This is a genomic window from Azospirillum melinis (assembly GCF_013340935.1).
GTDB classification, from domain to species: domain Bacteria; phylum Pseudomonadota; class Alphaproteobacteria; order Azospirillales; family Azospirillaceae; genus Azospirillum; species Azospirillum melinis.
Map to the genome: position 1 here is coordinate 1 of NZ_WHOS01000081.1, position 21,799 is coordinate 21,799.

Annotated in this window: 21 protein-coding genes; 6 read left to right on the forward strand and 15 right to left on the reverse strand. The window is 68.2% G+C overall.

Features of this window, described 5'->3' with window-relative positions; translation table 11 throughout:
- The 5 genes from GBZ48_RS36025 to moeB all read left to right on the forward strand — a co-directional run.
- A partial coding sequence (locus GBZ48_RS36025) for a hypothetical protein (protein WP_211105972.1) occupies window positions 1-358 on the forward strand: 358 nt, incomplete at its 5' end.
- A gap of 129 nt (window positions 359-487) precedes the next feature.
- Window positions 488-1,804, forward strand: a complete 1,317-nt coding sequence (locus GBZ48_RS32575) for a YcaO-like family protein (RefSeq protein WP_174474816.1) — start codon at window positions 488-490, stop codon at window positions 1,802-1,804.
- Window positions 1,801-3,222: a TfuA-like protein gene (locus GBZ48_RS32580; RefSeq protein ID WP_174474817.1), complete on the forward strand. Its 1,422-nt coding sequence runs from the start codon at window positions 1,801-1,803 to the stop codon at window positions 3,220-3,222. Before GBZ48_RS32575 ends, GBZ48_RS32580 begins: the two co-directional genes overlap by 4 nt.
- The gene (locus GBZ48_RS32585) at window positions 3,219-3,503 is read left to right on the forward strand and encodes a MoaD/ThiS family protein (RefSeq protein WP_343049762.1); all 285 of its coding nucleotides are present in this window, start codon (window positions 3,219-3,221) and stop codon (window positions 3,501-3,503) included. The genes GBZ48_RS32580 and GBZ48_RS32585 overlap by 4 nt, the downstream gene beginning before the upstream one ends.
- Window positions 3,504-3,516: 13 nt before the next feature.
- Window positions 3,517-4,674 carry a molybdopterin-synthase adenylyltransferase MoeB gene (gene moeB / locus GBZ48_RS32590; RefSeq protein WP_174474818.1) on the forward strand — a complete coding sequence of 386 codons (1,158 nt, stop codon included), beginning with the start codon at window positions 3,517-3,519 and terminating at the stop codon, window positions 4,672-4,674.
- A 93-nt stretch (window positions 4,675-4,767) separates the two neighbouring features.
- Here moeB and GBZ48_RS32595 read toward each other — a convergent pair whose 3' ends face one another.
- From GBZ48_RS32595 to GBZ48_RS32640, 10 genes are all read right to left on the reverse strand, one after another.
- Entirely contained in the window at window positions 4,768-5,163 is a 396-nt protein-coding gene (locus tag GBZ48_RS32595) for a response regulator (RefSeq protein ID WP_174474819.1), read from the reverse strand.
- Window positions 5,160-6,881, reverse strand: coding sequence for a PAS domain-containing sensor histidine kinase (locus GBZ48_RS32600; protein WP_174474820.1), 1,722 nt, complete (start codon window positions 6,879-6,881; stop codon window positions 5,160-5,162). Before GBZ48_RS32600 ends, GBZ48_RS32595 begins: the two co-directional genes overlap by 4 nt.
- Window positions 6,882-6,933: 52 nt before the next feature.
- Complete coding sequence (locus GBZ48_RS32605) at window positions 6,934-8,598, reverse strand: ATP-binding protein (protein WP_174474821.1); 1,665 nt, start codon at window positions 8,596-8,598, stop codon at window positions 6,934-6,936.
- A gap of 264 nt (window positions 8,599-8,862) precedes the next feature.
- On the reverse strand, window positions 8,863-11,667 hold the full coding sequence (locus tag GBZ48_RS32610) for a sensor histidine kinase (protein WP_174474822.1): 2,805 nt from the start codon (window positions 11,665-11,667) through the stop codon (window positions 8,863-8,865).
- A gap of 9 nt (window positions 11,668-11,676) precedes the next feature.
- On the reverse strand, window positions 11,677-11,901 hold the full coding sequence (locus tag GBZ48_RS32615) for a hypothetical protein (RefSeq protein WP_174474815.1): 225 nt from the start codon (window positions 11,899-11,901) through the stop codon (window positions 11,677-11,679).
- Complete coding sequence (locus GBZ48_RS32620; protein ID WP_246307613.1) at window positions 11,898-14,147, reverse strand: 3'-5' exonuclease; 2,250 nt, start codon at window positions 14,145-14,147, stop codon at window positions 11,898-11,900. Before GBZ48_RS32620 ends, GBZ48_RS32615 begins: the two co-directional genes overlap by 4 nt.
- Window positions 14,144-14,542 carry a response regulator transcription factor gene (locus GBZ48_RS32625; RefSeq protein ID WP_174474823.1) on the reverse strand — a complete coding sequence of 133 codons (399 nt, stop codon included), beginning with the start codon at window positions 14,540-14,542 and terminating at the stop codon, window positions 14,144-14,146. The genes GBZ48_RS32620 and GBZ48_RS32625 overlap by 4 nt, the downstream gene beginning before the upstream one ends.
- Window positions 14,543-14,809: 267 nt before the next feature.
- The gene (locus GBZ48_RS32630; RefSeq protein WP_343049763.1) at window positions 14,810-15,940 is read right to left on the reverse strand and encodes an SPOR domain-containing protein; all 1,131 of its coding nucleotides are present in this window, start codon (window positions 15,938-15,940) and stop codon (window positions 14,810-14,812) included.
- A 182-nt stretch (window positions 15,941-16,122) separates the two neighbouring features.
- Window positions 16,123-16,443 carry a twin-arginine translocase TatA/TatE family subunit gene (locus GBZ48_RS32635; RefSeq protein WP_174474825.1) on the reverse strand — a complete coding sequence of 107 codons (321 nt, stop codon included), beginning with the start codon at window positions 16,441-16,443 and terminating at the stop codon, window positions 16,123-16,125.
- A gap of 119 nt (window positions 16,444-16,562) precedes the next feature.
- Window positions 16,563-17,129 (reverse strand): septation protein A, encoded by a 567-nt coding sequence (locus GBZ48_RS32640; protein ID WP_174474826.1) that lies wholly within the window; start codon window positions 17,127-17,129, stop codon window positions 16,563-16,565.
- Window positions 17,130-17,350: 221 nt separating this feature from the next.
- Here GBZ48_RS32640 and GBZ48_RS32645 point away from each other — a divergent pair, with 221 nt between their 5' ends.
- On the forward strand, window positions 17,351-17,995 hold the full coding sequence (locus GBZ48_RS32645; protein WP_174474827.1) for a DUF4337 domain-containing protein: 645 nt from the start codon (window positions 17,351-17,353) through the stop codon (window positions 17,993-17,995).
- 4 nt (window positions 17,996-17,999) lie between these two features.
- On the opposite strand, the gene GBZ48_RS32650 is transcribed toward GBZ48_RS32645, so the two are convergent.
- From GBZ48_RS32650 to nifT, 5 genes are all read right to left on the reverse strand, one after another.
- A complete protein-coding gene (locus GBZ48_RS32650) occupies window positions 18,000-19,055 on the reverse strand; it encodes a lipid A deacylase LpxR family protein (protein ID WP_174474828.1) in 1,056 nt (351 codons plus the stop codon).
- 116 nt (window positions 19,056-19,171) lie between these two features.
- Window positions 19,172-20,059 (reverse strand): SIR2 family protein, encoded by an 888-nt coding sequence (locus GBZ48_RS32655; protein WP_174474829.1) that lies wholly within the window; start codon window positions 20,057-20,059, stop codon window positions 19,172-19,174.
- Between the two features lie 23 nt (window positions 20,060-20,082).
- A complete protein-coding gene (locus tag GBZ48_RS32660) occupies window positions 20,083-21,294 on the reverse strand; it encodes a DegT/DnrJ/EryC1/StrS family aminotransferase (protein ID WP_209798170.1) in 1,212 nt (403 codons plus the stop codon).
- A complete protein-coding gene (locus GBZ48_RS32665; protein WP_174474830.1) occupies window positions 21,295-21,579 on the reverse strand; it encodes a hypothetical protein in 285 nt (94 codons plus the stop codon).
- Window positions 21,580-21,584: 5 nt separating this feature from the next.
- Window positions 21,585-21,794: a putative nitrogen fixation protein NifT gene (gene nifT, locus GBZ48_RS32670; RefSeq protein ID WP_098739281.1), complete on the reverse strand. Its 210-nt coding sequence runs from the start codon at window positions 21,792-21,794 to the stop codon at window positions 21,585-21,587.
- Window positions 21,795-21,799 lie beyond the last annotated feature (5 nt).

A 21,799-nucleotide genomic window follows, 5' to 3' on the forward strand; every position in this document is an offset into this window, starting at 1 on the left:
CTTCTCGGCTGCCGCACAGTCTGCGTCGGCTGTTCCGGCCCCGGCCTTCTCGGCGGTTGCCGCTCCGGCGTCGGCGTTCTCGGCTGCCGCGCAGTCTGCGTCGGCTGTTCCGGCTCCGGCCTTCTCGGCGGTTGCCGCTCCGGCGTCGGCCTTCTCGGCTGCCGCGCAGTCTGCGTCGGCTGTTCCGGCTCCGGCCTTCTCGGCAGTCGCCGCTCCGGCTTCCGCTCATTCCGCATCGGCAACCTCCGCTGCGGCGCAGTCGGCTTCGGCAACCTCCGCTGCGGCCACTCCTGGGGCGTCGGCCTCCGCATCGCAGGGCCGGGCAGCGGCTGGCGACGATCCCAAGACCGAGGCGTAATCGCATCGGGGCTGGCCTATCCTCACGGGAGACGGCCGGCCCCTCTTTGTCCTTACGCGTCCCGCGTCCTGCGGGGCGACAATCCATCTCCCTCCGAACCGGCCGGAACAGCGAGTCCTGATCCATCCCATGGCTGACAGCGCATCGCCCGACACCGTCTATCCGGAGTTCCCCGGCATCCGCCTGGGCGACACCGTCCACCGCGCCGCCAAGCGCTTCTTCATCGGCACCCACCGTACGGCGACGCCGGAAGAGACGCTGGCCCGCATCTCGCCCCATTTCGCCCGCTGCGGCATCACGCGGCTGGCCGACGTGACCGGGCTGGACCGTCTGGGCATCCACACCGTCATCGGGCACCGGCCGAACAGCCCGACCCTGTCGGGCAGCGCCGGCAAGGGTTTCAGCCTCGCCGCCGCGACGGTTTCCGCCGCGATGGAAGCGATCGAGTTCCACCATGCCGAGCATCTGCGCCTGCCGCATGTCGAGGCGGCGTGGAACGACCTGCCGGCCGACGGACGCATACCGCTGGACCGCTTGCCGGGAACCAAGCACGGTTCCTTCCGTGCCGACCGGCCGGAGATCTGGACCTGGGGCTGGGACCTGATGAGCGGGCGGCCGGTCGCCGCTCCCTGGACCTCGGTCGGGCTGCACAGCATGCCGCCGGGAACCAAGCCGGGCGCGCGCAGCTTCTACGCCATGGGCACCAACGGGCTGGCCAGCGGCAATCATATCCTGGAGGCGGTCGCCGCCGGTCTCTACGAGGTGATCGAGCGCGACTCCGTGGCCTGCTGGCGCTATGCCGGCGACCGGCTCAACTGGCCGACGCCGCGGGTCAATCTGGACAGCATCGACGCGCCGACCGTGCGCGACCTGCTGCATCGGTTCGAGCAGGCCGGCATCCGTCCACTGCTGTTCGACGTCACGACGGACCTGGGCGTGCCGAGCTACATGGCAATCGTCTATGACCGCGAGATGCGCAAGACCGGCATGAACCGCGGCTACGGCAGCCATCTGGAGCCAGCGGTCGCCATGTGCCGCGCCCTGACCGAGGCGGTGCAGTCCCGGCTGGTCCTGATCGCCGGTTCGCGCGACGACTTCTTCCGCCGCGATCTGGTCCGCAACCAGAATGCCGATGGCAGCGCCGAGATCGCGGCGCTGGAGGCGACGCCGATCAACACCGACGGGCGCCGCCACCGGAGCCACGCCACCCCGACTTTCGAAGGCGACATCACCATCCTGCTGACCGTGCTGCACCGCGCCGGGATCGAGCAGGCGCTCGTCTTCGACCTTACCCTGCCGGAGATCGGGATTCCGGTGGTGCGGGTTCTGGTGCCGGGGCTGGAAGGCTACCAGTTCGACTTCTACACTCCGGGTGCCCGGCCGCTGGCTTTCGCGGACGCTCTGAAGGCACATGCGTCTCAGGCGCAAATGGGATCGGTCGCATGAAGATCTGTGTGTTCCTGGGCCCCACCATGCCGGTGGAGGATGCCCGTGCGATCCTGCCGGATGCGGTGTTCCTGCCGCCGGCGGCGCAGGCCGACATCATCAGCGCCATGACCATCCACCGGCCTGACGTGATCGCCCTGATCGACGGGGTGTTCGGCCAGTCGCTGTCGGTCTGGCACAAGGAGATCCTCTATGCCCTGCACAAGGGTGTGGCGGTCTATGGCGCGTCCAGCATGGGCGCCTTGCGGGCGGCCGAATGTCATCCCTTCGGCATGGTGCCGGTCGGCGAAGTCGCACGCGGCTATGTCGATGGCCGGCTGACCGGCGATGACGAGGTGGCGCTGGCCCATGCCGGTCCGGAAGACGGCTGGTTCCCGCTGTCGGAGCCGCTGGTGAACCTGCGCGCCAGCATGGCGGCGGCGCTGGCCGCCGGGGTGGCGGACCGGACCCTGCATGACCGGGTGATCGCCACCGCCAAGGGGCTGTACTTCACCGAACGCACCCGCGACCGCATCTTCGCCGAAGCCGGGCTGAGCGGGGAGGAAACGGACAGGCTGGAGCGCTTCCTGGAAAGCGGCGGGATCGACCAGAAGCGCCGCGATGCGGAGGTTCTGCTCAGCCATCTCGGCAGCCTCATCATGCCGCCGCGGCCGGCGCCGTTCGACTTCAACGCGTCCCATTACTTTGACGTCCTGTACGAGCGCGACCGCCGCGTCTGCCATGGCGGCAACACCGTCCCGCTGTCGGAGATCGCCTCCCACGCCGCCCTGCACCGGGCGGACTTCGCGGAAATCAACAACGCCGCACTCGGCCGCCTGCTGATCCGTCAGTTCGCGGAGGTGATGGGCGTCACGGTGGACGAGGCGGCGGTGCGGACGGAAGCCCGGCGTTTCTGCGCCATGCGCGGACTTGTGGGGGCGGAGGCGCTGGCCGACTGGTGCCGCCGCAACGACCTGACCGATGACGAGTTCAGCGAGCTGATGACCGAGCTGGCCATCGAACGGGCGATGCGGCTCTGGCTGGTCCCGCGCCGTTTCCTGGCGCGGACGACGAAGCCGGTGCTGAACGAGCTGCGCCTGCGCGGACTCTACGAATCCACCGCCGAAGAAGCGGCGTTGGTCGAGCGGGTGATGGAGCTCCATTTCGGCGACGCCAGCCGCCAGCCCAAGGAAACGGTGGAGCAACTGCTGGCCGAGCATGTCGCCAGCACCGCCTGCCGGGTTGATGCGCCGGCCGACGTCTGGTCGTATGAATATGGCTTCAAGGACCTGCTGGACCTGCGCATCGACCTGATGCGGGCCAAGCAGGTGCGCGACCTGTTCCGCCAGCTGGCGGTGGAGGCGGAAGCGGCGTTGGCTCAGGTGGCGCCGCAGGAGCCCGCTGGAGAGGCGATGCCGGAAGAGGAGATGCAGACGTGACGAACGCTGAGGTGACCATCCGCGTGCCGACCCCGTTGCGCGGCTTCGTCGGCGGGCGCGATCAGGTGACGGTGCCGGGCGCCACGGTGCGGGAGGCGCTGGCGGCTTTGACCGCCGGGCAGGATGCCTTCCACGACCGGCTGTTCACCGCCGAGGGCGACCTGCGCCGTTTCGTGAATGTCTATCTCGGCCGCGACGATGTCCGTCGGCTGGGCGGGCTGGAAGCGGCCTTGCCGGCCGGTGCCACCCTGACCCTGATGGTCGCCCTGGCCGGCGGTTGAGGAGCTTCGCGTCATGAGCCTGAAGGACCGGCGCCTCGCCGAACTGCGCGCCCGCATCGCAGAAGTCGCCGCTACCGACGCGCTGGCCCTGCAACGGGACGGTGCCCTGCTGGTCGATGTCCGCGAGGATGAAGAAACGGCGACCGGCAGCCCGGCCGGTGCGTTGCGCCTGCCACGTGGCTTCCTGGAGTTGCGGATCGAGGAGAAGGCGCCCGACCCGGCGCGTCCCCTGCTGCTGATGTGTGCCGGCGGCACCCGGTCGCTGTTCGCGGCGGAGGATTTGCTGCGGCTGGGCTATCGGGACGTGCGGTCGGTCGCCGGCGGCTTTTCCGCCTGGAAGGCCGGCGGCCTGCCGGTGGAGGTGCCGCCGCAACTCGATGCCGCACAGCGCGAGCGCTACCGCCGCCACCTGACCATGCCGGAGGTGGGGGAGGCCGGACAGCACAGGCTGCTGCGCAGCCGTGTCGCCCTGATCGGCGCCGGCGGGCTGGGCTCGCCCATCGCGCTGTACCTTGCCGCTGCCGGGGTCGGGCGCCTGACCCTGATCGACGACGACCGGGTCGAGCGCAGCAATCTTCAGCGCCAGATCCTGCATGCCGAAAGCCGGCTGGGCCAGCGCAAGGTGGAGAGCGGCCGCACCGCCTTGCTCGACCTCAACCCGACCATCGAGGTGGTGTCGCACGATACGCGGCTGGAGGCGGCCAACGTGCTGGATCTGCTGGCCGGGCACGATGTGGTGGTCGACGGGTCCGACAATCTGCCGACGCGCTATCTGGTCAACGATGCCTGCCTGCGGCTGGGCGTGCCGAACGTCTATGGCGCCATCTTCCGCTTCGAAGGGCAGGTGTCGGTGTTCGGCGGAGCGGCACCGGGCGTGCGCCCCTGTTACCGCTGCCTGTTCCCGGAGCCGCCGCCGGCCGAATATGCGCCGTCCTGTGCCGAAGCCGGTGTGCTGGGCGTGCTGCCCGGCGTGATCGGCACCATCATGGCGGCCGAGACGATCAAGCTGCTGCTCGGCCTCGGCGATCCGCTGGCCGGCCGCCTGTTGCTCTATGACGGTCTGCGCGGTGAGTTCAACGAGATTGCGGTTTCGGTCGATCCCGATTGCCCGTCCTGTTCAGCCGGGGCGCATCCGGAATTGAGCGACATCGCGACAGTGTGCTCGGGGTGACGGAGAGCGGCGGCGTATTCCCTGTCCCCCAATCGGACCGGTCCTTGGTCGGCCCTCGGGTCGGCCCTGGAGGCGACCGGGAGCGGGCTGGTGTTAAGCCGCCGTCTTCTGGACGATGACGCTCTGGACCAGCTTCTTCAGGGCAACGAAATCGACGGGCTTGGTCACCAGTTCGGTCGCACCGATGTCCAGGGCGCGGCGGCGGTTTTCGGTGTCGCCGTAGGCGGTGACCATGATCACCGGCACATGCGGCGCTTCTGCACGAAGACACCGCAGGAAGTCCAGTCCGCTCATCCCCGGCATATTAATATCGCTGAGGACAAGAACAGCTTCCGGTTGCAGGCCGGTGTTCAAGCTTTTGAGGGCCTCTTCGCCAGACGTGGCGAAATGAAGCGCCAGTTCACCACGGCGCAATTCTGCGCGAAAGCGCTGGCGAAACAGATCCTCGATATCCGGTTCGTCATCGACGACGAGGATTCCCAGGGTCATGTCTTTCGGCGCTCCCCTAGCGACATGGCCGTCACGGTTCGTGGCAGCGTGATCGTAAACTCGGCATGCTCGTTTTCGATGCTGGATACGTCGAAACGGCCCCTGTGTTGATGTACCACGATGTCATAGCTGAGTGAAAGTCCTAAGCCGGTTCCTTCACCGGTAGGCTTCGTGGTGAAAAACGGAGTGAAAAGCTTTTCGATCACTGCGGTAGTCATGCCGATGCCATTGTCGCAAATTCTTATGGAAATGTCCGGTCCTCTCGTTTCGGTTGTGACTGTCAGTGCCGGTACGTAAGCAGGATCGCCGCAGGTCAGCTGTTTTTTGCGGACGGCGTAAAAGCTGTTTGTGAACAAATTGACCAGCACACGCGAGATGTCCTGTGGAACCAGCTTCACTTCGCCGACCGCCGCGTCGAATCGGCGGTCCAGAGTCGCGTTGAAGCTGCGGTCCTGGGCGCGCACGGCGTGGTAGGACAAAGCCAGCGCCTCCTCCACCAGAGCGTTCAGATCGGTGCTTTGCCATTCGCCGCCGCCGCCGCGCGAATGGGCCAGCATGCTCTTGACGATGTTGTCGGCCCGCCGGCCATGGTCGGCGATCTTGCGCAGGTTGCTTTGCAGGCTGTCGACCAGATCGTCCACGTCCGTGCGGGTCGCTCCCTCCAGATGGTCGTTCAGCGGCTCCAGCAATTCCAGCAGCTCGTCCAGCAGTTCGCCCGAAAGTTCGGCGAAATTGTTGACGAAGTTCAGCGGGTTCTTCAACTCGTGGGCGATGCCGGCGGTCAGTTGGCCGAGCGAGGCCATCTTCTCCTGGACGATCAGCTGCTGCTGGGTCTCGCGCAGTTCCTTCAAGATCGCCTCGGCGCGCTCCTTGGCTTGGCGAAGCTCATCCTCGATGCGCTTGCGGTCGGTGATGTCGTGGTGGGTGATGACATAGCCGCCGTCCGCCCGGGGAGCCGTGCGGATGTCCAGGATGCGGCCGTTCGAGGGAACCTGGCGTTCGGAATTGATGACGCCCTTGACCAGGAAGCGGGTGCACAGCTCCGCCACGGTCTCCTCGCAGGGGACGTCGCCGTAATCGCCGCGTCGGTGGTTGTAATAGAGGGTCTCGGCCACCGGGGTGCCGGGGGGAAACATGCCGGGGGGATAGTCCCACAGACGGAAATACTCGCTGTTAGCGCCCTCCAGCCGCAGACCGCGATCCAGCATCAGCACGCCGTTGGGCATGGCGTCGATGGCCGCCTGCAACAGTTGCCCCTGATGCGGGATCTCGGCATTGGCCGCCTGGGGGCGCATCTGGGTCAGCATCTCCATCACCGCGGGCGCGCCGCCCCAGTCAACCGGTTCGAGCAGCTGGTCGAACCACTGGGTGCTGGTGTCGGCCCGATGGCGCTTGATGCGGCGGGCCAGCGGCTGGATCGGGCCCTGCTGGCAGCGGGCATAGGCGTTGCGCTCCGCCATCCGGGCGTCTTCCGGAATCAGCGCCATGATGTCGGGCAGGGCCATCACCTCGCCGACCGACTCGTAGCCCAGCAGGCGGGCAAGCGTGCCGCTGCAATGGAGGATCACGCCGTCGCGGTGGACGATCAGGCCCGGCATCGCCGCGACGAGCTGGTCGTGGTAGTTCTGCGCCCGGTCCAGCGAGGCCACGACCGACTCCTCCGGGGAGTAGGACGACAGCGGGGGCAGGGCTCGCAGCAGATCGGCTTTGTCGTCCATGAGTGGGTCCCGAAGATGTCGTCCGCAGGGCTCGGTCACTGATCCGAAAGGGTCAGGGGGCGTCCAGTGGCAGCCGCAGGATCACGCAGGTCCCGCGGCCGACCTCGCTGTCGATGTCGATCTCGCCGCCAAGCTTGCCGGTCACGAGATTGAACACGGCATACAGCCCCAGCCCCATGCTGCCGGCGCCGCGGCGGGTGGTGGTGAAGGGCTGGAACAGCCGCGGCTGGATGTCGGCGGGGATGCCCCGGCCATTGTCGGAGACGCGCAGTTCAACCCGATCGTCACCCATCATCCGGACCGAAACCGTGACCTGTCCCGGACGGCGGATGCTGTCCTCCGGCTGATCGCTCTCGCTTACACCGAAGCCGACGGGGGCGGGTGCCGCCCCGAAGGCATGGGCGAAGGCATTGGTCAGCAGGGCCAGCAGCACCTCGGTCAGCGCACCGGGATAGGTGTCGAGCGCCAGCCCGTCCGGGCATTCCAGCACCAGCTCATGCCCGGCGGCGGCCGGCTGCACCTGCACCGCCAGCACGATGTCCGACAGGTAGTCGCGCAGGCCGACACGGCTGCGCGGCGAACTGGCCTTGCCCTCCGTCACCAGCTTCAGGCTCTGGATCAGGGCGGCGGCGCGTTCGATGTTGGCGACCAGCAGGGTGGAGACCTCGCTGGCGGTGCCGACATAATCCTGGAAGTCACTCTTGCGCAGCTGGCCGCCGTTGAAGGTCATAATGATCCCCTCCGACGCCGTCTGCAGGTGGGTGGCGGCGGTCAGGGCGATGCCAACGGGGGTGTTGATCTCGTGCGCGACCGCGGCGATCAGCTGGGCGATCACCGCCATCTTCTCCGCCCGGATCAGGTCGGACTGCATGCGCTCCAGGTCGGCCAGCGCCTCTTCGGCCGAATCCTTGGCCCGGCGCAGCGCTTCGGCCTGAACCTTGCGCTCGGTGATGTCGTAGAGCCAGACGATGAAGACCGGCTGGTTCTCGTAGCTGGTGCGGTCGACGGACATCGCCATCCACACCGTGCGTCCGTCCTCGCGCACATAATGGATCTCGTCCGACACCGATAAGGCGTCGATTCCGGATGCCCGGTTCGGCAGCCGTTCCTGGACATGGCGGAAGAGGGTGGGGGCGCAATGGTGCTGGAGCGTATCGGCGGGGACGCCGAACAGGTCGGTGCAGCGCTGGTTGCAATAGACCAGATCGCCGGCTTCGGTGATGATGGCCACACCGATCGGGCTGCCATCCAGGACCCGGCGCATGCGGGCGGCCTGGGCGCGCGACGCCGCTTCCGCCGTGCGGGTTTCCTGAAGCGCGTCGCGCAGGCGGCGCACGGCCTGACAGGCCTCCAGCGTCTTGTGGATGGTGGCTTCCAGGTCGGCAAAGTCGATGGGCTTGATGATGAAGTCGAAGGCGCCGCGGTTCATCGCCGCGCGCACATTGCCCAGATCGCCATAGGCCGACACCATGACGGCGCGGATGTCGGAATTCACCTGCGGCAGATGATCCAGCAGGGTCAGCCCGTCCATGCCGGGCATGTTGATGTCGCTCAGCACCATGTCGATGTCGGGCCGGGCGCGCAGAGTCGCCAGCGCCTCCTGCCCGTCATGGGCGAACAGGAATTCCAGTTCGCCGGTACGGACGGCGCGGCGGAAGCGCTGCAAGATCAGCGTTTGGACGTCCCGCTCGTCGTCGACAACCAGTATCTTGCCCATCCCGCCTTCCTACCGCCAACCCGCCGGACAGGCGGGCCGTTCCGTCGGAGCCGCGTCATACGCTGATCCGTGGGCCTCACCATAAGCGCGCATCGCCCGAACGGGAAGGGCCGTGGCGTATGGCACTCCATCGGTTGTATGCCGCCATGGGCGCATGGCAGGGCCGGATCGCAAGCGGAAATCCCCTGATCCATATGGAACGTACATGCCGGAAAGGATAGCACGGGATTGCAGCACGGCCAGACGATTGTAAACGATTAGAGTCTAATCAATCTTTCGATCCACGACCGGCGGCTCTCCGGCGCCCTGGCCGGACGGGGAAACCGCCAGCGGCAGGGTGAACCAGAACGACGTCCCGGTGCCCGACTCGGCGGCCGGTCCGGCCGGCGCATCCGCCACCCCGATCCGGCCGCCCAGATGCTCGACGATCCGTTTGGCGATGGCCAGTCCCAGCCCGGTGCCGGCGGGCTTGCCGGTCAACGTGTTGCCGGATTGGCGGAAGCGGTCGAACACCAGGTCACGGTCCTTCACCGGCACGCCGGGGCCGCTGTCGATCACCGCCACCCGCAGGACACCGTCTTCCAGCCGGGCGGTCAGCCGGGTCCGGCCGCCGGGCGGGGTGAATTTGGCGGCGTTCGACAGCAGGTTGACGGCGACCTGGATCACCCGGTCCACATCGCCGCGCACTGGCGGCAGCCGCTCCGGCATATCGACCGACAGGGCGATGCCGCGCTCGCGGAACAGCGCCTCCGTCGCGGCGACCGCCTCCGTCAGGGCCTGTCCGGCGTCGATGGTTTCGATCCGCCAGTCCAGCGCGCCGGCCTCGATCTTCGCCATGTCCAGCACTTGGTTGATCAGGCGGGTCAGCCGCTCGCTCTCCTTGATGATGACGGCAAGGAACTCCTGCCGCTGCTCGGAGTCCAGCTCGGGGTCGTCGTGCAGGATTTCGCTCAGCGCCCGGATCGAGGTCAGCGGCGTGCGCAGTTCGTGGGTGACGGTGGACAGGAAGTCGTCCTTCAGCCGGTCCAGCTCGGTCAGCCGCAAGTTGGCGGCGCGCAGCGCGTCGGTAGCGCGTTCCAACTCCGCCGTCTTGCGTTCCAGTTCGCGGCTGTGGGCGATGACGTCGTTGGTCTCGTCCAGCATCCGCAGAAGCTCCGCCGCCTCCACAGCGCCCGCCGAGACGGAGGAGGCCAGCGCGACACGGGCGGATGCTCCGCCGATGGCGCCGGCCAACAGCCGTTCGGCCAGTCGCAGCCGCTCCGGCCCGGCCGGCTCATCCGGATCGGCGCCGTTGAAGGCACGCCCGGCACGATGTGGACCGAGGAAGCGGGCGACCACGCGGGTGAGGTCGCCGACGCTGGCCGCACTGCGCCAGTCGGACTGCGCCGCCGGCGTCGGCATCGCGCCGTCCGGAGCGGAGTGGAAGACGTCGACGAATGCGGCGGCCTGCACCCGCTCCGCGGCACTCTGCCGGTCGAACAGCGACAGGCCGACATAGGCGCCGATGTTGGCAAGCGCGGTCCAGAACAGCGAATGGGCCAGCGAGTCCCAACCTTCCAGCCCGAACAGCGCGTAGGGCCGCAAGGCCGCGATCCCCCACGGCCCCTCGGTGATGAAGCTGGACGGCAACCAGCCCGAACGGGCGAAGCTGGGCAGCAGCAGGGTATAGGCCCAAACCAGCGCGCCCGCTGCCACGCCACCGATGGCGCCGCGTCGGGTCGCTCCCCGCCAGTAAAGGCCGCCGATCAGCGCCGGGGCGAACTGCGCCACCGCGGCGAAGGAGATCAGTCCGATCGACACCAGCGCGTAGGCCGAGCCCGCCAGCCGGAAATAGCCGTAGCCGAACAGCAGGATCGTCACGATGGCGATGCGCCGCACCGCCAGCAGGAGCGGCGCCAGATCGGCCGAGCGCGCCAGCGCACGCGACCGGGTGCGCAGCAGGATCGGCATCACCAGGTCGTTGCACAGCATGGTGGACAGCGCCACCGTCTCGACCACAATCATCCCCGCCGCTGCCGACAGCCCGCCCAGGAAGGCCAGCATGGCCAGCCATCCCGCACCGCCGTTCAGAGGTAGGGCGACCATGAACAGGTCGGGGTCCTTCCCTCCGCCGAAGGTCAGCAGCCCCGACAGCGTCACCGGCAGAACGAACAGGTTGATCAGCAGGAGATAGAGCGGGAACAGCCAGATCGCCCGGTCGAGATGGCGCTCGTCCGTCGATTCGATGACCATCACCTGGAACTGGCGCGGCAGGCACAGCATCGCGGCGGCAGACAGGATGGTGGTGGCGACCCAGGCGCCCCATGGGCCGCCGCCGGACGCGGGATCGCCAAGCGCCGCCTCGCTGCCCATCAGGCGGGCGAGGTCCGGGCGAGTGGAGGCCGCGGCGAACAGGCTGTCGAGCCCGCCATGCAGGCCCCAGACCACGAAGATGCCGACCGCCAGGAAGGCGACCAGCTTCACCAGCGATTCCAGTGCGATGGCGGCGACCATGCCCGGATGATGCTCCGCCGCGTCGATCTGGCGGGCGCCGAAGACGATGGCGAACAGCGCCATCACCGCAGCGATGAGAAAGCCCTGGTCGAGGAATGGCCCGGTAGACGTGCCCAGCCCGCCACCGGTCAGCGCGTCGAAGCTGACGGCGACCGCTTTGAGCTGCAAAGCGATGTAGGGGGTGACACCCAGCGTGGCGGTCAATGCCACCAGACCGCCCAGCAAGGGGCTGTGGCCGTAGCGGCTGGCGAGGAAGTCGGCGATGGAGGTGATGCGCTGCGCCTTGGCGATGCGCAGGATCTTGCGCAACAGCAGCGGCGCCAGCAGCATCAGCAGGGTGGGGCCGAGATAGACCGGCAGGAACCCGATGCCCAGGGTCGCCGCCCGCCCGACCGACCCGTAGAAGGTCCATGTGGTGCAATAAACGCCCAGCGACAGGGCGAAGACGGTGGGGGAGGCGATGACGCTGCGCCCCGCCGCTTCCCGCCGGTCGGCCCAATGGGCGATGGCGAACAGGGCGGAGAGGTAGAGCAGCGCGGCGATCAGGACGGCGGCCCAATCCAGCCCGGCCTCCATGCCGCCCTCCTAGCGCGCCCGGCCGGCGATTGCCGCCAGCGCGATCACCGCCACCCAGATGCCGAAGACCCAGCCATAGAGTGCCGGCACCCCCAGGATCGTTCCCTTCACGCCGAACAGGCCGAGCAGCGGCGGGTTGAACAGGGCGGCCGCCAACAGGAACAGGCCGATCATGCGGTCGCGATACCGGCCGGAGCCCGCCTGATGGCCCGGTGTCGGGTCTGGCGCGCTCAAAAGGCGCGCTCCCGCGCGGCGAGTTCGACCAGGATGTTGGCGCCGCGGATGGCGTCGTCCAGCGTCCGCACCTCGCGCTCGCGCAACATCTCGATCATCCGCAGGAACACCGCGGCGGTGACCAGACTGTCGCCCAGCGCGGTGTGGCGGTCCACCACCTCGATGCCCAGCCGTTCGGCGATGCCGTCCAGCGTGTGGTCGCCGTCATTGCCCAGCAGCATGCGCGACAGCAGCATGGTGTCGAGAACCGGACAGTCGAAGGCCACCCCCGCCGCCCGTTCCTTCATCTTCAGGAATTTCAGGTCGAAGGCGGCATTGTGCGCCACCAGTACCGCGCCGGAAACGAAGCTGCGGAATTGCGGCAGCACGGCGTCGATGGTCGGCTTGCCTGCCACCATCCCGTCGGTGATGCCGTGGAAGGGCACCGATTCCGGCGGGATCGGCCGTTTCGGATCGACCAGCGTGTTGAAGGTCTCGCCGGTCAGGATGCGCCCGCCGACGACGCGGACCGCGGCGATCTGGATGATCTCGTCACCGGTGCTGGGCGACAGGCCGGTGGTCTCGGTGTCGAACACCACGTAATGCAGCCGGTCCAGCGGCGTACGGCCAAGCTCGCTGGTCGCCAGCGGCTGGTGCAGCAGCCCGAAATCGAAGAATTCCGGCCGGGCACCGGCCTTCGGCCGCGGCTGGGTGGTGCGCGGCGACTGAGCCGGCGGCAACGGCACGCGCAACCGGGCGCGGGCGGTATCGCGGGCGGTATCTGGGGCACCGCCGGTGGGCAGCGGCTCGCTCCAGGCGGTGCTGCGGTGGTGTTGCAGGACGTCGCCGGCGCTGAGGCCGCCCAGACCGTCGGGCAGCGTCTGGTCCAGCCAGCCGTCCAGCGTGGCGCTGGACACCGCCGGCCCCTGCCAGACGAGGTCGAGATAGACCCAGCGGTCGCCGTCCTGCGGGCCGGCCGCTTCAAGATCGAAAGCGGTGGCGCCGGTCAGCGCCTGCACCCGCCCGATCAGATAGGCGAACAGCAGGACGAGGCTGTGGCTGTCGCCATGCACCCATTGCGGCAGGCCGGTCAGCGTCACCGTGGTGGCGGACCCGGCCCCCACCCGGTGGGCGACGAGGGTGATCAGGTTGTTGGAATGGATGTCGCTCATCGGCCAGCTGCCGGTGACGACATTGCGGTAAGCGTTGGTCACCCGCTCCAGCCTTTGCGACAGGCTGTCGCAGGATTCCAGCATCGCGCTTTCGAAGGCGGCGCGGTCGCCGGGGCCGAGATCGGGCGCGTCGTACAGCGTCTCCACCGCTGCGCGCAGATTGGCGATGGGTGCGCGGAACCCTTCCGTCGCCTCGCGCAGCAGAGAGTCGCGCTGGCCCAGTGCCGCCAGTTCGCTGGTGGCGTCGGACAGGGTCAGCACATAGCCGGTGATGGTCGGCGGTTCGTCCGACGCCGGGACGGAGTCCTGCAGGATGGCGCTCATCCGGCCTTCCAGCAGGATACGGCCATCCGTGGTGGCGCCGACGAACTGGGCGGTGGTGCCATGCTCGTGATTGACGTGCCGCCCTTCGCGCACCCGCAGGGTCAGCCGCTCCAGCGTGTGGGTCACCGGTTCCGCCACCACGAAATGCAGCAGCGAGCGGCCCAGCCCAAGCTCTCCGGTCAGGTGTAGGATGTCGAGGGCGGTCTGGTTGTAGAGCAGGATCTGGTGCCGGGTGTTGCAGACCAGCACGCCTTCATGCAAATCGCGCAGCACGGCGGCGAGCTGCGTCTTCTGCTCTTCCGCCTTGGCGGTGGAGTCGGCGACGGTGCGGGCGATGTCGCGGCGGACCTGGGCCAGCTTGTCTGACAGATCGTTCACTGCGCGGGCGATGGGCAGCAGGTCGCCATAGCGGGCCAGCGGCACCCGGCCGCCCACCGCCCCCTCGGCATTGCCGTGGGCGATCAGCCCGGCCTCGCGGCTCAGGGTCTCCGCGGCGCGCAGCAAATAGCGGTCGACCGCCAGCCACAGCCCCCACACCGCTGCGGCGCAGGCCGCCGTCATCACCACGGCATAGGTCAGCAGCGGGTCAGACGCATCCGATCCGCGCACCGCCGCCGCCAGCCCGACCGCCAGCGCCACCAGCGTGATGCCGGCGGCGCGGAAGGCCAGCGGGATCATGCGGCGCGGCAAGGGGCGGAGCAGCGGGGCCGGCGACGGCGCACCGCCGGTCTTCCGGTCCGGCCGCGGCCCGTCGAGCGCCGGAGCGGTCATGGCGCCGGCTCCGCGCTGCCGGTTGCCGGCAAGCCCAGATGGCGGCGGACGGTGGTCAGAAGGTCGCGAGTGGAAAAGGGTTTGGTGATGTAGTCGGTGGCGCCCAGCGCCAGCCCCTTCTGCCGTTCGACGTCGCGGCTGCGCGCCGTCAGCATGATGATCGGCAGGGTCTTCCAGGCCGGGTTGGTCCGCAGCGTCTGGCAGACGTCGAAGCCGTCGCGTTTCGGCATCATCGCGTCGAGCAGGATCAAGTCGGGGGTGAAATTCTCCACCGAGCGCAGTGCTTCGTCTCCGTCGCGGGCGATGCGCACGTCGAACCCGGCGCGCTGCATGAGAACCTGGAGCGACAGGACGATGCTGGGTTCGTCGTCGACAACCAGGATGGTCGGCTTCATGGCTGGGCGTCCTCCGGTGCGCCGGTCTTATGCCGGCTTCCCAATTTGCGGCCGGGGCAATGCATTCGTGCCCTGGAATGTCCATGGTACGAGCAAAGAGAAGCGGGGATCAAGCGGCACTCCCGGTTCCCCCGACCAAAGAACGGGGGTGAAGTCCGAAAGAAAAAGCCCGACCGCGACCAAATGTCGCCGTCGGGCTTTCGTTGGGATGACACGGTGTCGCAGGGGCAAGGACCGGCCGGCGTCCGCCGCCGGCCCGGCCGGGGGTCAGCGCGTCGTCACGACGACGGGGTTGAGCCCCATCTTCGATTTCAACTGCTCGGCCTCCCGCTTGGCGGCGGCCGGATCGGGGTAGCCGCCGACGCGCACCGCGCGCCAGGACCGGTTCGAACTGTCGGTCCAGTCCACCGTGTAGGCTTGGAACCCGTTGCCCTGAAGCCGCTGGACCAGCGAATCGGCGTTCCCCGTCACCGAGAAGCTGCCGACCTGCACCGTGTAGCGCCCGGCCGGCGCCTGTCCAGCGGGAGCGGACGGAGCGGCGGCCTTGGCGGCCTGCTTGGGCTCGCCTGTGCCGGAGGATGCGGCTGGCGGGGTGGCGGGGGCCGCCGGCGTCGCGGCGGGCGGACGCTTTGCCGCCTCCTTGGGCGGCGCCAGCATCGCCTGCAACGACCCGGTGTCCGCCGGTGCTTCCTGCTTGGGTGCTTCCTGTTTGGGCGCTTCGGGCTTCGGCGACTCCGGCTTCTGGACCGCGGGGGCGCTTTCCGCCGGAGCCGTAGCGCGCGGCTTCGGAGCCGCGGCGGGGGCGGTGGCAGGGACGGACGGCGGCTCCGGCACCTTCAGGACCGGCGGCGGGCTGGCGGGCAAAGCGGCGACCGGCGGCGGCGGGGCGGCGGAGGCGGTCGTCTGTGCCGGCGCGGACTGCACCGGAGGAGTCTGCGTCGCGGCGGCCGGCGGCGTGGTTGCCGGGGTCGGCAGGCTTCCGGTCGCGGGCACCGTGGTGCCGGGTGCCGGGTTGGCGGGGGCCTGGTTGGCAGGAGCGCGGGTGATGGCGGGAGCAGGCACCATCGGCGCCCCGCTGTTGGCGGCGGTCGTCACCGGAGCCGTATCGCCCGAGCCGAAATACACCACACCGACGGCAATGCCGCCGGCAGCGACCAGGGCCAGCGCGATCTTGCCCAGCGGCAGGCGGCTGCGCGCTGCCGGCTCCTCCTCCTCATACTCCACGTCGTCGTCCTGCGGGTCGGCCCGCAGATCTTCGTTCAAGGCGCGAAGCAGCTTGGCGATGTCCTCGTTCTCCGGCGGCGGAGTGTCGGAAGGGTTGCCGTTGGCCTTCATCTCGTCCTTGAAAGTCGGTGTCGTCAGGGTGGGAGCCTGTCGGTACGGTGGCTTGAGCGTCACGGTCGACCTGCGCTTGCCCGTCATGGCGGGCCGGCTGAAAGCAGAAAAAGGGGCCTTCCGCGCGCCGGGACCGCGGAACACGGACCGGCTGCGGAAAGCCCCTTCTCTTTATCGTATTTTGCCGCCCCTTCAAACCGCCATGCGGTCGCGCCCGGCAGTCGGGCGGCACAAAAGAAGGGACCTCAACCCTGATGCGGCCGGGTCGGGTCGACCGGCTGGGCGGTGGTCGTGGTGGTGGCGGTCGGCGCCGGCTGAGGCGCAGCCGGCTGTGCCGGAGCTGGAGCCGGAGCCGGGTTGATCGCGGCCGGAGGAGCCTGGGCCGGCGTCTGGGCGGTGGTGGTCGCGGCGGGCGGCTGGGCCTCGTCCTCGTCCTTCAGCCCGGCCTTGAAGGCCTTCACGCCCTTGGCGATGTCGCCCATCACGTTGGGCAGCTTGCCGGCGCCGAACAGGAGAAGCACGATGACCAGAACGATCAACCAGTGCCAGATGCTGAAACTGCCCATCGATCAATACCTCTGAAAAACGGTCGGAACGGATGTCGTCGCGGTCGCCACCAATGTGAGTGCCCCTTCCGCGCCGCACAAGAGGGGCATGGCCGGGAACCGTGACAAAGGCGGTGCCGTCAGGCTGCCGGGCCGCTTTCCGCCGGCTCATCCGGCAGCTGGTGGCGCATGATCAGCGGTGCCTGGAAGGCGCTGAACAGAAGGGTCAGCGGCATGATGCCGAACACCTTGAAGTTGACCCACATGTCGGTGGCGAAGTTCCGCCACACCACCTCGTTGAGCACGGCCAGCAGCAGGAAGAACCACGCCCAGCGGATGCCCAGCGTGCGCCACCCGTCGTCCGACAGGTTCAGAACCGTGCCCAGCAGGCGCTTCATCACGTTGCGCCGCGTCACGTGGGCGACGAACAGGACGATGGCGAACAGCAGGTTGACCAGGGTCGGCTTGATCTTGATGAACAGGTCGTCCTGAAGCCACAGCGTCAGGCCGCCGAACAGCAGCACGAACCCGGCGCCGACCACCGGCATGATCGGGATGCGCCGTTCCAGCCGCCAAGACACCGCGAGCGCGATGGTTATGGCGACCATGAAGACCGCGGTGCCGGTCATGATGCCGGCCTGTGAATTGGCAACGAAGAAGGCGGCGAGCGGGCCGGCCTCGATCGCCAGGCGTGCGAACTGGTTCATGGTTCCTGACATAGCCCGAACCGGTCGCCCATGAAAGGGGCGAATGTTGACGCACGAGACATTCGGGAGCACACCCCCGCCCATGAAGGGGGAAAATATCGCGGTGACATCGCGCGGCCCCCGACGACGGAGCGTCAGCGGGGCTTTTCTCGCGTCGAGTGTTTCGCTAACTCTTTCGTCATCCGCCGAACGGCGGGGGACCGGACGAAGGGCAGGGGACCATGGAAGCCGCCGAGGTGAAGGACCTGATCGACGAAGCCCATGAGCGGGAACAGGCCAAGCGCCGCCCCGCGGGCCATCACCATGCCGAAGAGAAGGACGAGGGCGGGCATGCGGTGAAGATGTCCACCGCCATCTACATCTCCGTCCTGGCGGCGGTGCTTGCCATCGTCAGTGTCGCCGGTTCGAATGCCGGCAAGGAATTGATGGCCAGCGCCATCGAGGCGTCGGACAGCTTCGCCTATTACCAGTCCAAGACCCAGCGCCAGATCAGCCTGCGTCTTGCCGCCGACGAGCTGGAACTGCTGTCTGCCGGCATGCCGGCGGACGCCCAGGCCAAGGCTTTGCAGCGCTCCACCGAATACCGTCAATCGGCCGACCGGATGGAGGCCGACGAGGGCAAGAACAGTCGCAAGGATCTGTTGAACAAGGCCAAGGCCGCGGAGGTCCGGCGCGACCATGCCGCCGCCCAGGACCCCTATTTCGACTTTGCCGAGGGGATGTTGCAGCTGGCCATCGTGCTGGCGTCGGTCTTCGCCATTACCAACCGCGGCTTCATCCTGTGGGCCAGCCGCGGTTTGGCGGCAGCCGGCGTGCTGATGGCGGTGGACGGCTTCACGCTGATCCTGCCGCTGCCCTTCCTCTGATGGATCAGAACTGGGCCGACAGACGCAGGGAGCCGTAGTTGGTCAGCGACTTCTGGCCTTGAAACTCCGGCGTCTGCAGGGTCTGGGCGTAGGTCAGGCCGTAGCGGCCGTAGCGCAGCGTCAGGCCGGCCTGCATGCTGCCGACCAGCGGATGCTTGGCGACCGACCGGCTTTCGCGGAAGCTGTTGCCGTCCAGGAAGATGTTGCGCGCCACCGCCCGGCCCTCGGCACTGGCATAGACGTACCAGGAAAAGCGCCCCGGCCGTTCCGAGTAAGGATTGTCCTGGTAGGGGATGCTGGAGGTCGGGCGTGTCACCAGCGCACCCACCGGCGGCGGCATGTTGCCGCCGAGCCGGACGGTGCCGCCGGCCGCGGCGAAAGTCAGCACGTTGCCGACGCTGCCGGCGACATGGGGGCTGAAATCCCATTCCAGCGGGCCGAGGCTGTTGGGCTTCTCGTCGCGCCAGACATGCTCGTAGCTCAGCACGACACCCGGCTCGTCGTGCAGCTGGTAGTTCCAGCCCTCCGGATAGGTGGCGCCGTCGACGATCTTGTGGACCGTCTTCTGCGTCTGCTCCGCCAGCGAAGCCGGGCCGACCATGCCGAGGTCGAGGTCGATGCGGTCCACCGCCCGCGGCGCCTCGTTCAGCACCGACACGCGGCCATAGAGCCAGCCGGCATAGGGCCGGTCCTTGGGATTCGGGTTGCGGGCGGTCAGGTCGCTCGGCGTGTAGATGTTCTGACCGAAGGCGAAGCCGTAGCGCCGCACCCCGCCCGGTTCGATCCAGGGCACGATGTTGGCCAACCAGTCGATGTTGCCGTAGGTCGGCCGCGCCCCGGAGAAATAATAGAACTGGAACCCGTTCGTGTAGTAGCGGTCGGTCCCGCCGCCGAACAGGTCGTTGTCGATCCAGAAGCCGATGGCCGGGCCGGAGGTCGCGGGTTCGTCGCCGGGGGGAGGGGTGGTTTCCTGCGCGTTCGCCGCCGATATGGCCGCCGTCGAGGCCAGCAGCAGGGTCGCAAATGCTGCGGCCAGAGTTGGGCCGCGTTTCGTCACCATTCCCGCACGCTCCATCCGTTTCGCGAGATAACGGATGGAGGGGACCTGTGTTGCGCTGCGGTGCGGCCTCTTTGGGGGTAGGGGCCGATGCCGCGGTCGAGGATGCCCCCGCGCTCTCACGCCCGTGTCCGCAAGCCCTCCACCGCTTCCTCCAGCGTCATGTCGATGCGCTTGATCCCGTGCAGCGACAGGAAACGCGCCTCGTTCTTAGACAGCTCGCCGGGGATCACCGCCCAGTGGCTGTCGGAGGAGCGCTTGGCGATCTGGCGGGCGAAGGTGCGCTGGATCTCGTGGTCAAAGCGGCAGCCCAGATACAGGAAATGACGGCCGGCGCGGCGGTCCTGAACAATGGCCGGGATCGGGGTCTGGATGTCGATCTCCGTCAGGATCTCGACATAGTCGCTGTCGGAAATCAGGTAGTTGCCGGCCGGCGTTACCGCCCCCGACGGCTTGTAGAGCACGGTGTCCCAGCCGGCGGCTACCTCCGCGGAGGCTTCGGCGCCGTCGGGGGCGTAGTAGCGCACCCATTCGCCGGTCGATTGCGGGTGCGACACCCCCTGGATCTGGCCCCAGTGGCGGTCGGTGGTGGCGCTCAGCAGGTTGTCCAGCACGTTGTCGTACCAGACATCGACCAGCAGCGGCGGGGCCGGGATCGCCGCCAGCAGCGCATGCACCGGGGTGGCCGGCACCGTCTGCCGGAAGATCTCGTTGAGGATGCTCTCCAGCGTCTTGCGGTGCTTGCGCGTTTCGATGAACTGGGCGACCGCGGTCAGGCTGGCGCGGATGCGGCCGGGGGCGGCGACCTTGGCGTTCAGGCGCTGCACCAACTCCGCCGAGTTGCGCGGGATCGGGCACTGGTCGGGCGGCAGGAGGTCGAAGGCACTGGGGCCGAGATAGGGTACCACCTGCCGTGCCGCCAGCGCCGCGGCGATGTCGGCCAGTGCCGCGGCGGCGTCCGGAACCGTGACGGAGTCGGTATCGGGTGCAAGTGTGGTGACGGTCATGGATGCCTCTTCCCTTCGGGGCTTCACAGATAGATCGCGGCGCCGGCGCCGGTGTTGACGCTGGCGTCCTTCAGCGTTTCCACGATGAAGGCGACCTGATCCCGGGTGATCTGGCGGTGCAGCGGCAGGGCCAGCACACGGTCGGCCGTCTTGGTGCAGACCGGGCAGGTGCCGCGGCCGGCCCGCTGTTCGCCGAGCGCTTCGATGTAATATTGCTGGGTGTGCAGCGGCTGGCCGAAGTCGCTGGCGTCGATGTCGTGGGTGTCCAGATCCTCGATGATCGAACGGCGGCCCGACGCGCTGAAGCGGGTGCCGAGATGGACGCAATAGACCATCGGGTTGACCACCTCGGCCCCCGGCCCGCGATAGGGCGGCTTGATCCCCTCGAAGCTCGCCATCGCCGCGTCGTAATAGGCGATCACGAGATTGCGGCGGGTCAGGATTTCCGGCAGGCGCTTCAACTGCACCAGGGCGAGCGCGGCGTTCAGGTCGCTCATCCCCGCCTGCCAGGGCAGGGTGCGGGTGATGACCACGGTGTTGCGATGTTCCGTCTCGCGCCGGCGCATGTAGCGCAGCTGGTGGGCGAGGTCGCGGTCGTCGGTGACGATCATGCCGCCCTCGCCGGCCAGCAGGATGCCGGGTTCGGAAAAGTCGAAGACCGCCGCGTCGCCGAAGGTGCCGACCATCTGCCCCTTGTAGGTCGAGCCGATGGCCTCGGTCGAATCCTCCAGCAGGATCAGCCCCTTGCCATCGGCCAGTGCGCGCAGCTCGTCCCAATGGGCGGGGTGGCCGTTGACGTTGGCGGCCAGGATCGCCCGGGTCTTCGGCGACACCAGCGACGCCGCCTTTTCCGGGTTGATGGTGTGCTGCCAATAGTCGATATCGACCAGCACCGGCGTGGCGCCGGACAGCGCCACCGCATGCTGCACCTGATGCCAGCCGAACGGGCTGCACAGCACCTCGTCCCCTTCGCCGATGCCGTAGCCCTTCAGCATCAGCAGCGTGGCCATGGTGCCACTGGACACCGCCACCGCATGGTCGCGGCCGACATAGGCGGCGAAGGCGTCCTCGAAGGCTCGCACCATCCGCCCGTCGCTCAAGGCTCCGGAGGACAGCAGGCGGCCAAGCATCTCGACCTCGGCACCGGAGATGTCCGGATCCATCAGCGGAATGTAATCGTCCGCCCCGTCATCGCCGGGGGCTGCGGGATCCCATGCTATGGCGGCTTCGCTCATTCACTCGTCCTCGTCCCGTTGGGCGATCACGACGCCGGTGGCAAGCTCCGGCTTGTCGGTGATGAGCCAGCAGTGGTTGTTGCCGTCCACCAGATGCAGGTCGAAGCCCACCTCTTCCCGGAAGGGGTCCTCCGCCATCACTGCGGCCATGGCGCCGGTGACGGTCTTCAGGTCCGGGTTGGCCTCGCGCACGCTGCGGACCACGGCGTCGAGCTTGCCGCCCCCGGCGAACAGCCGGCCGGCCAGGGTGGCGATGCTGTCGATGCGCTCGGGAGACAGGGCCATGGGCGTTACTCCGTGCCGCGTTTTTTGGCTTCCACGGTGATCGGCAGGCGGGTTTCCGCCGGCATCTCCGGCAGATCGAGCGTCCACCCGTTGGCGACCTTGACCCAGCCGCCCCACAGGCCCGGCTTCTCCATCTCGACGATGGGTTCCTCCAGGTCCTTCTTGGCGACGTAGATCGTGTACTGCTCGGACGCCTTGCGGATCATCACCTTCATTGCCG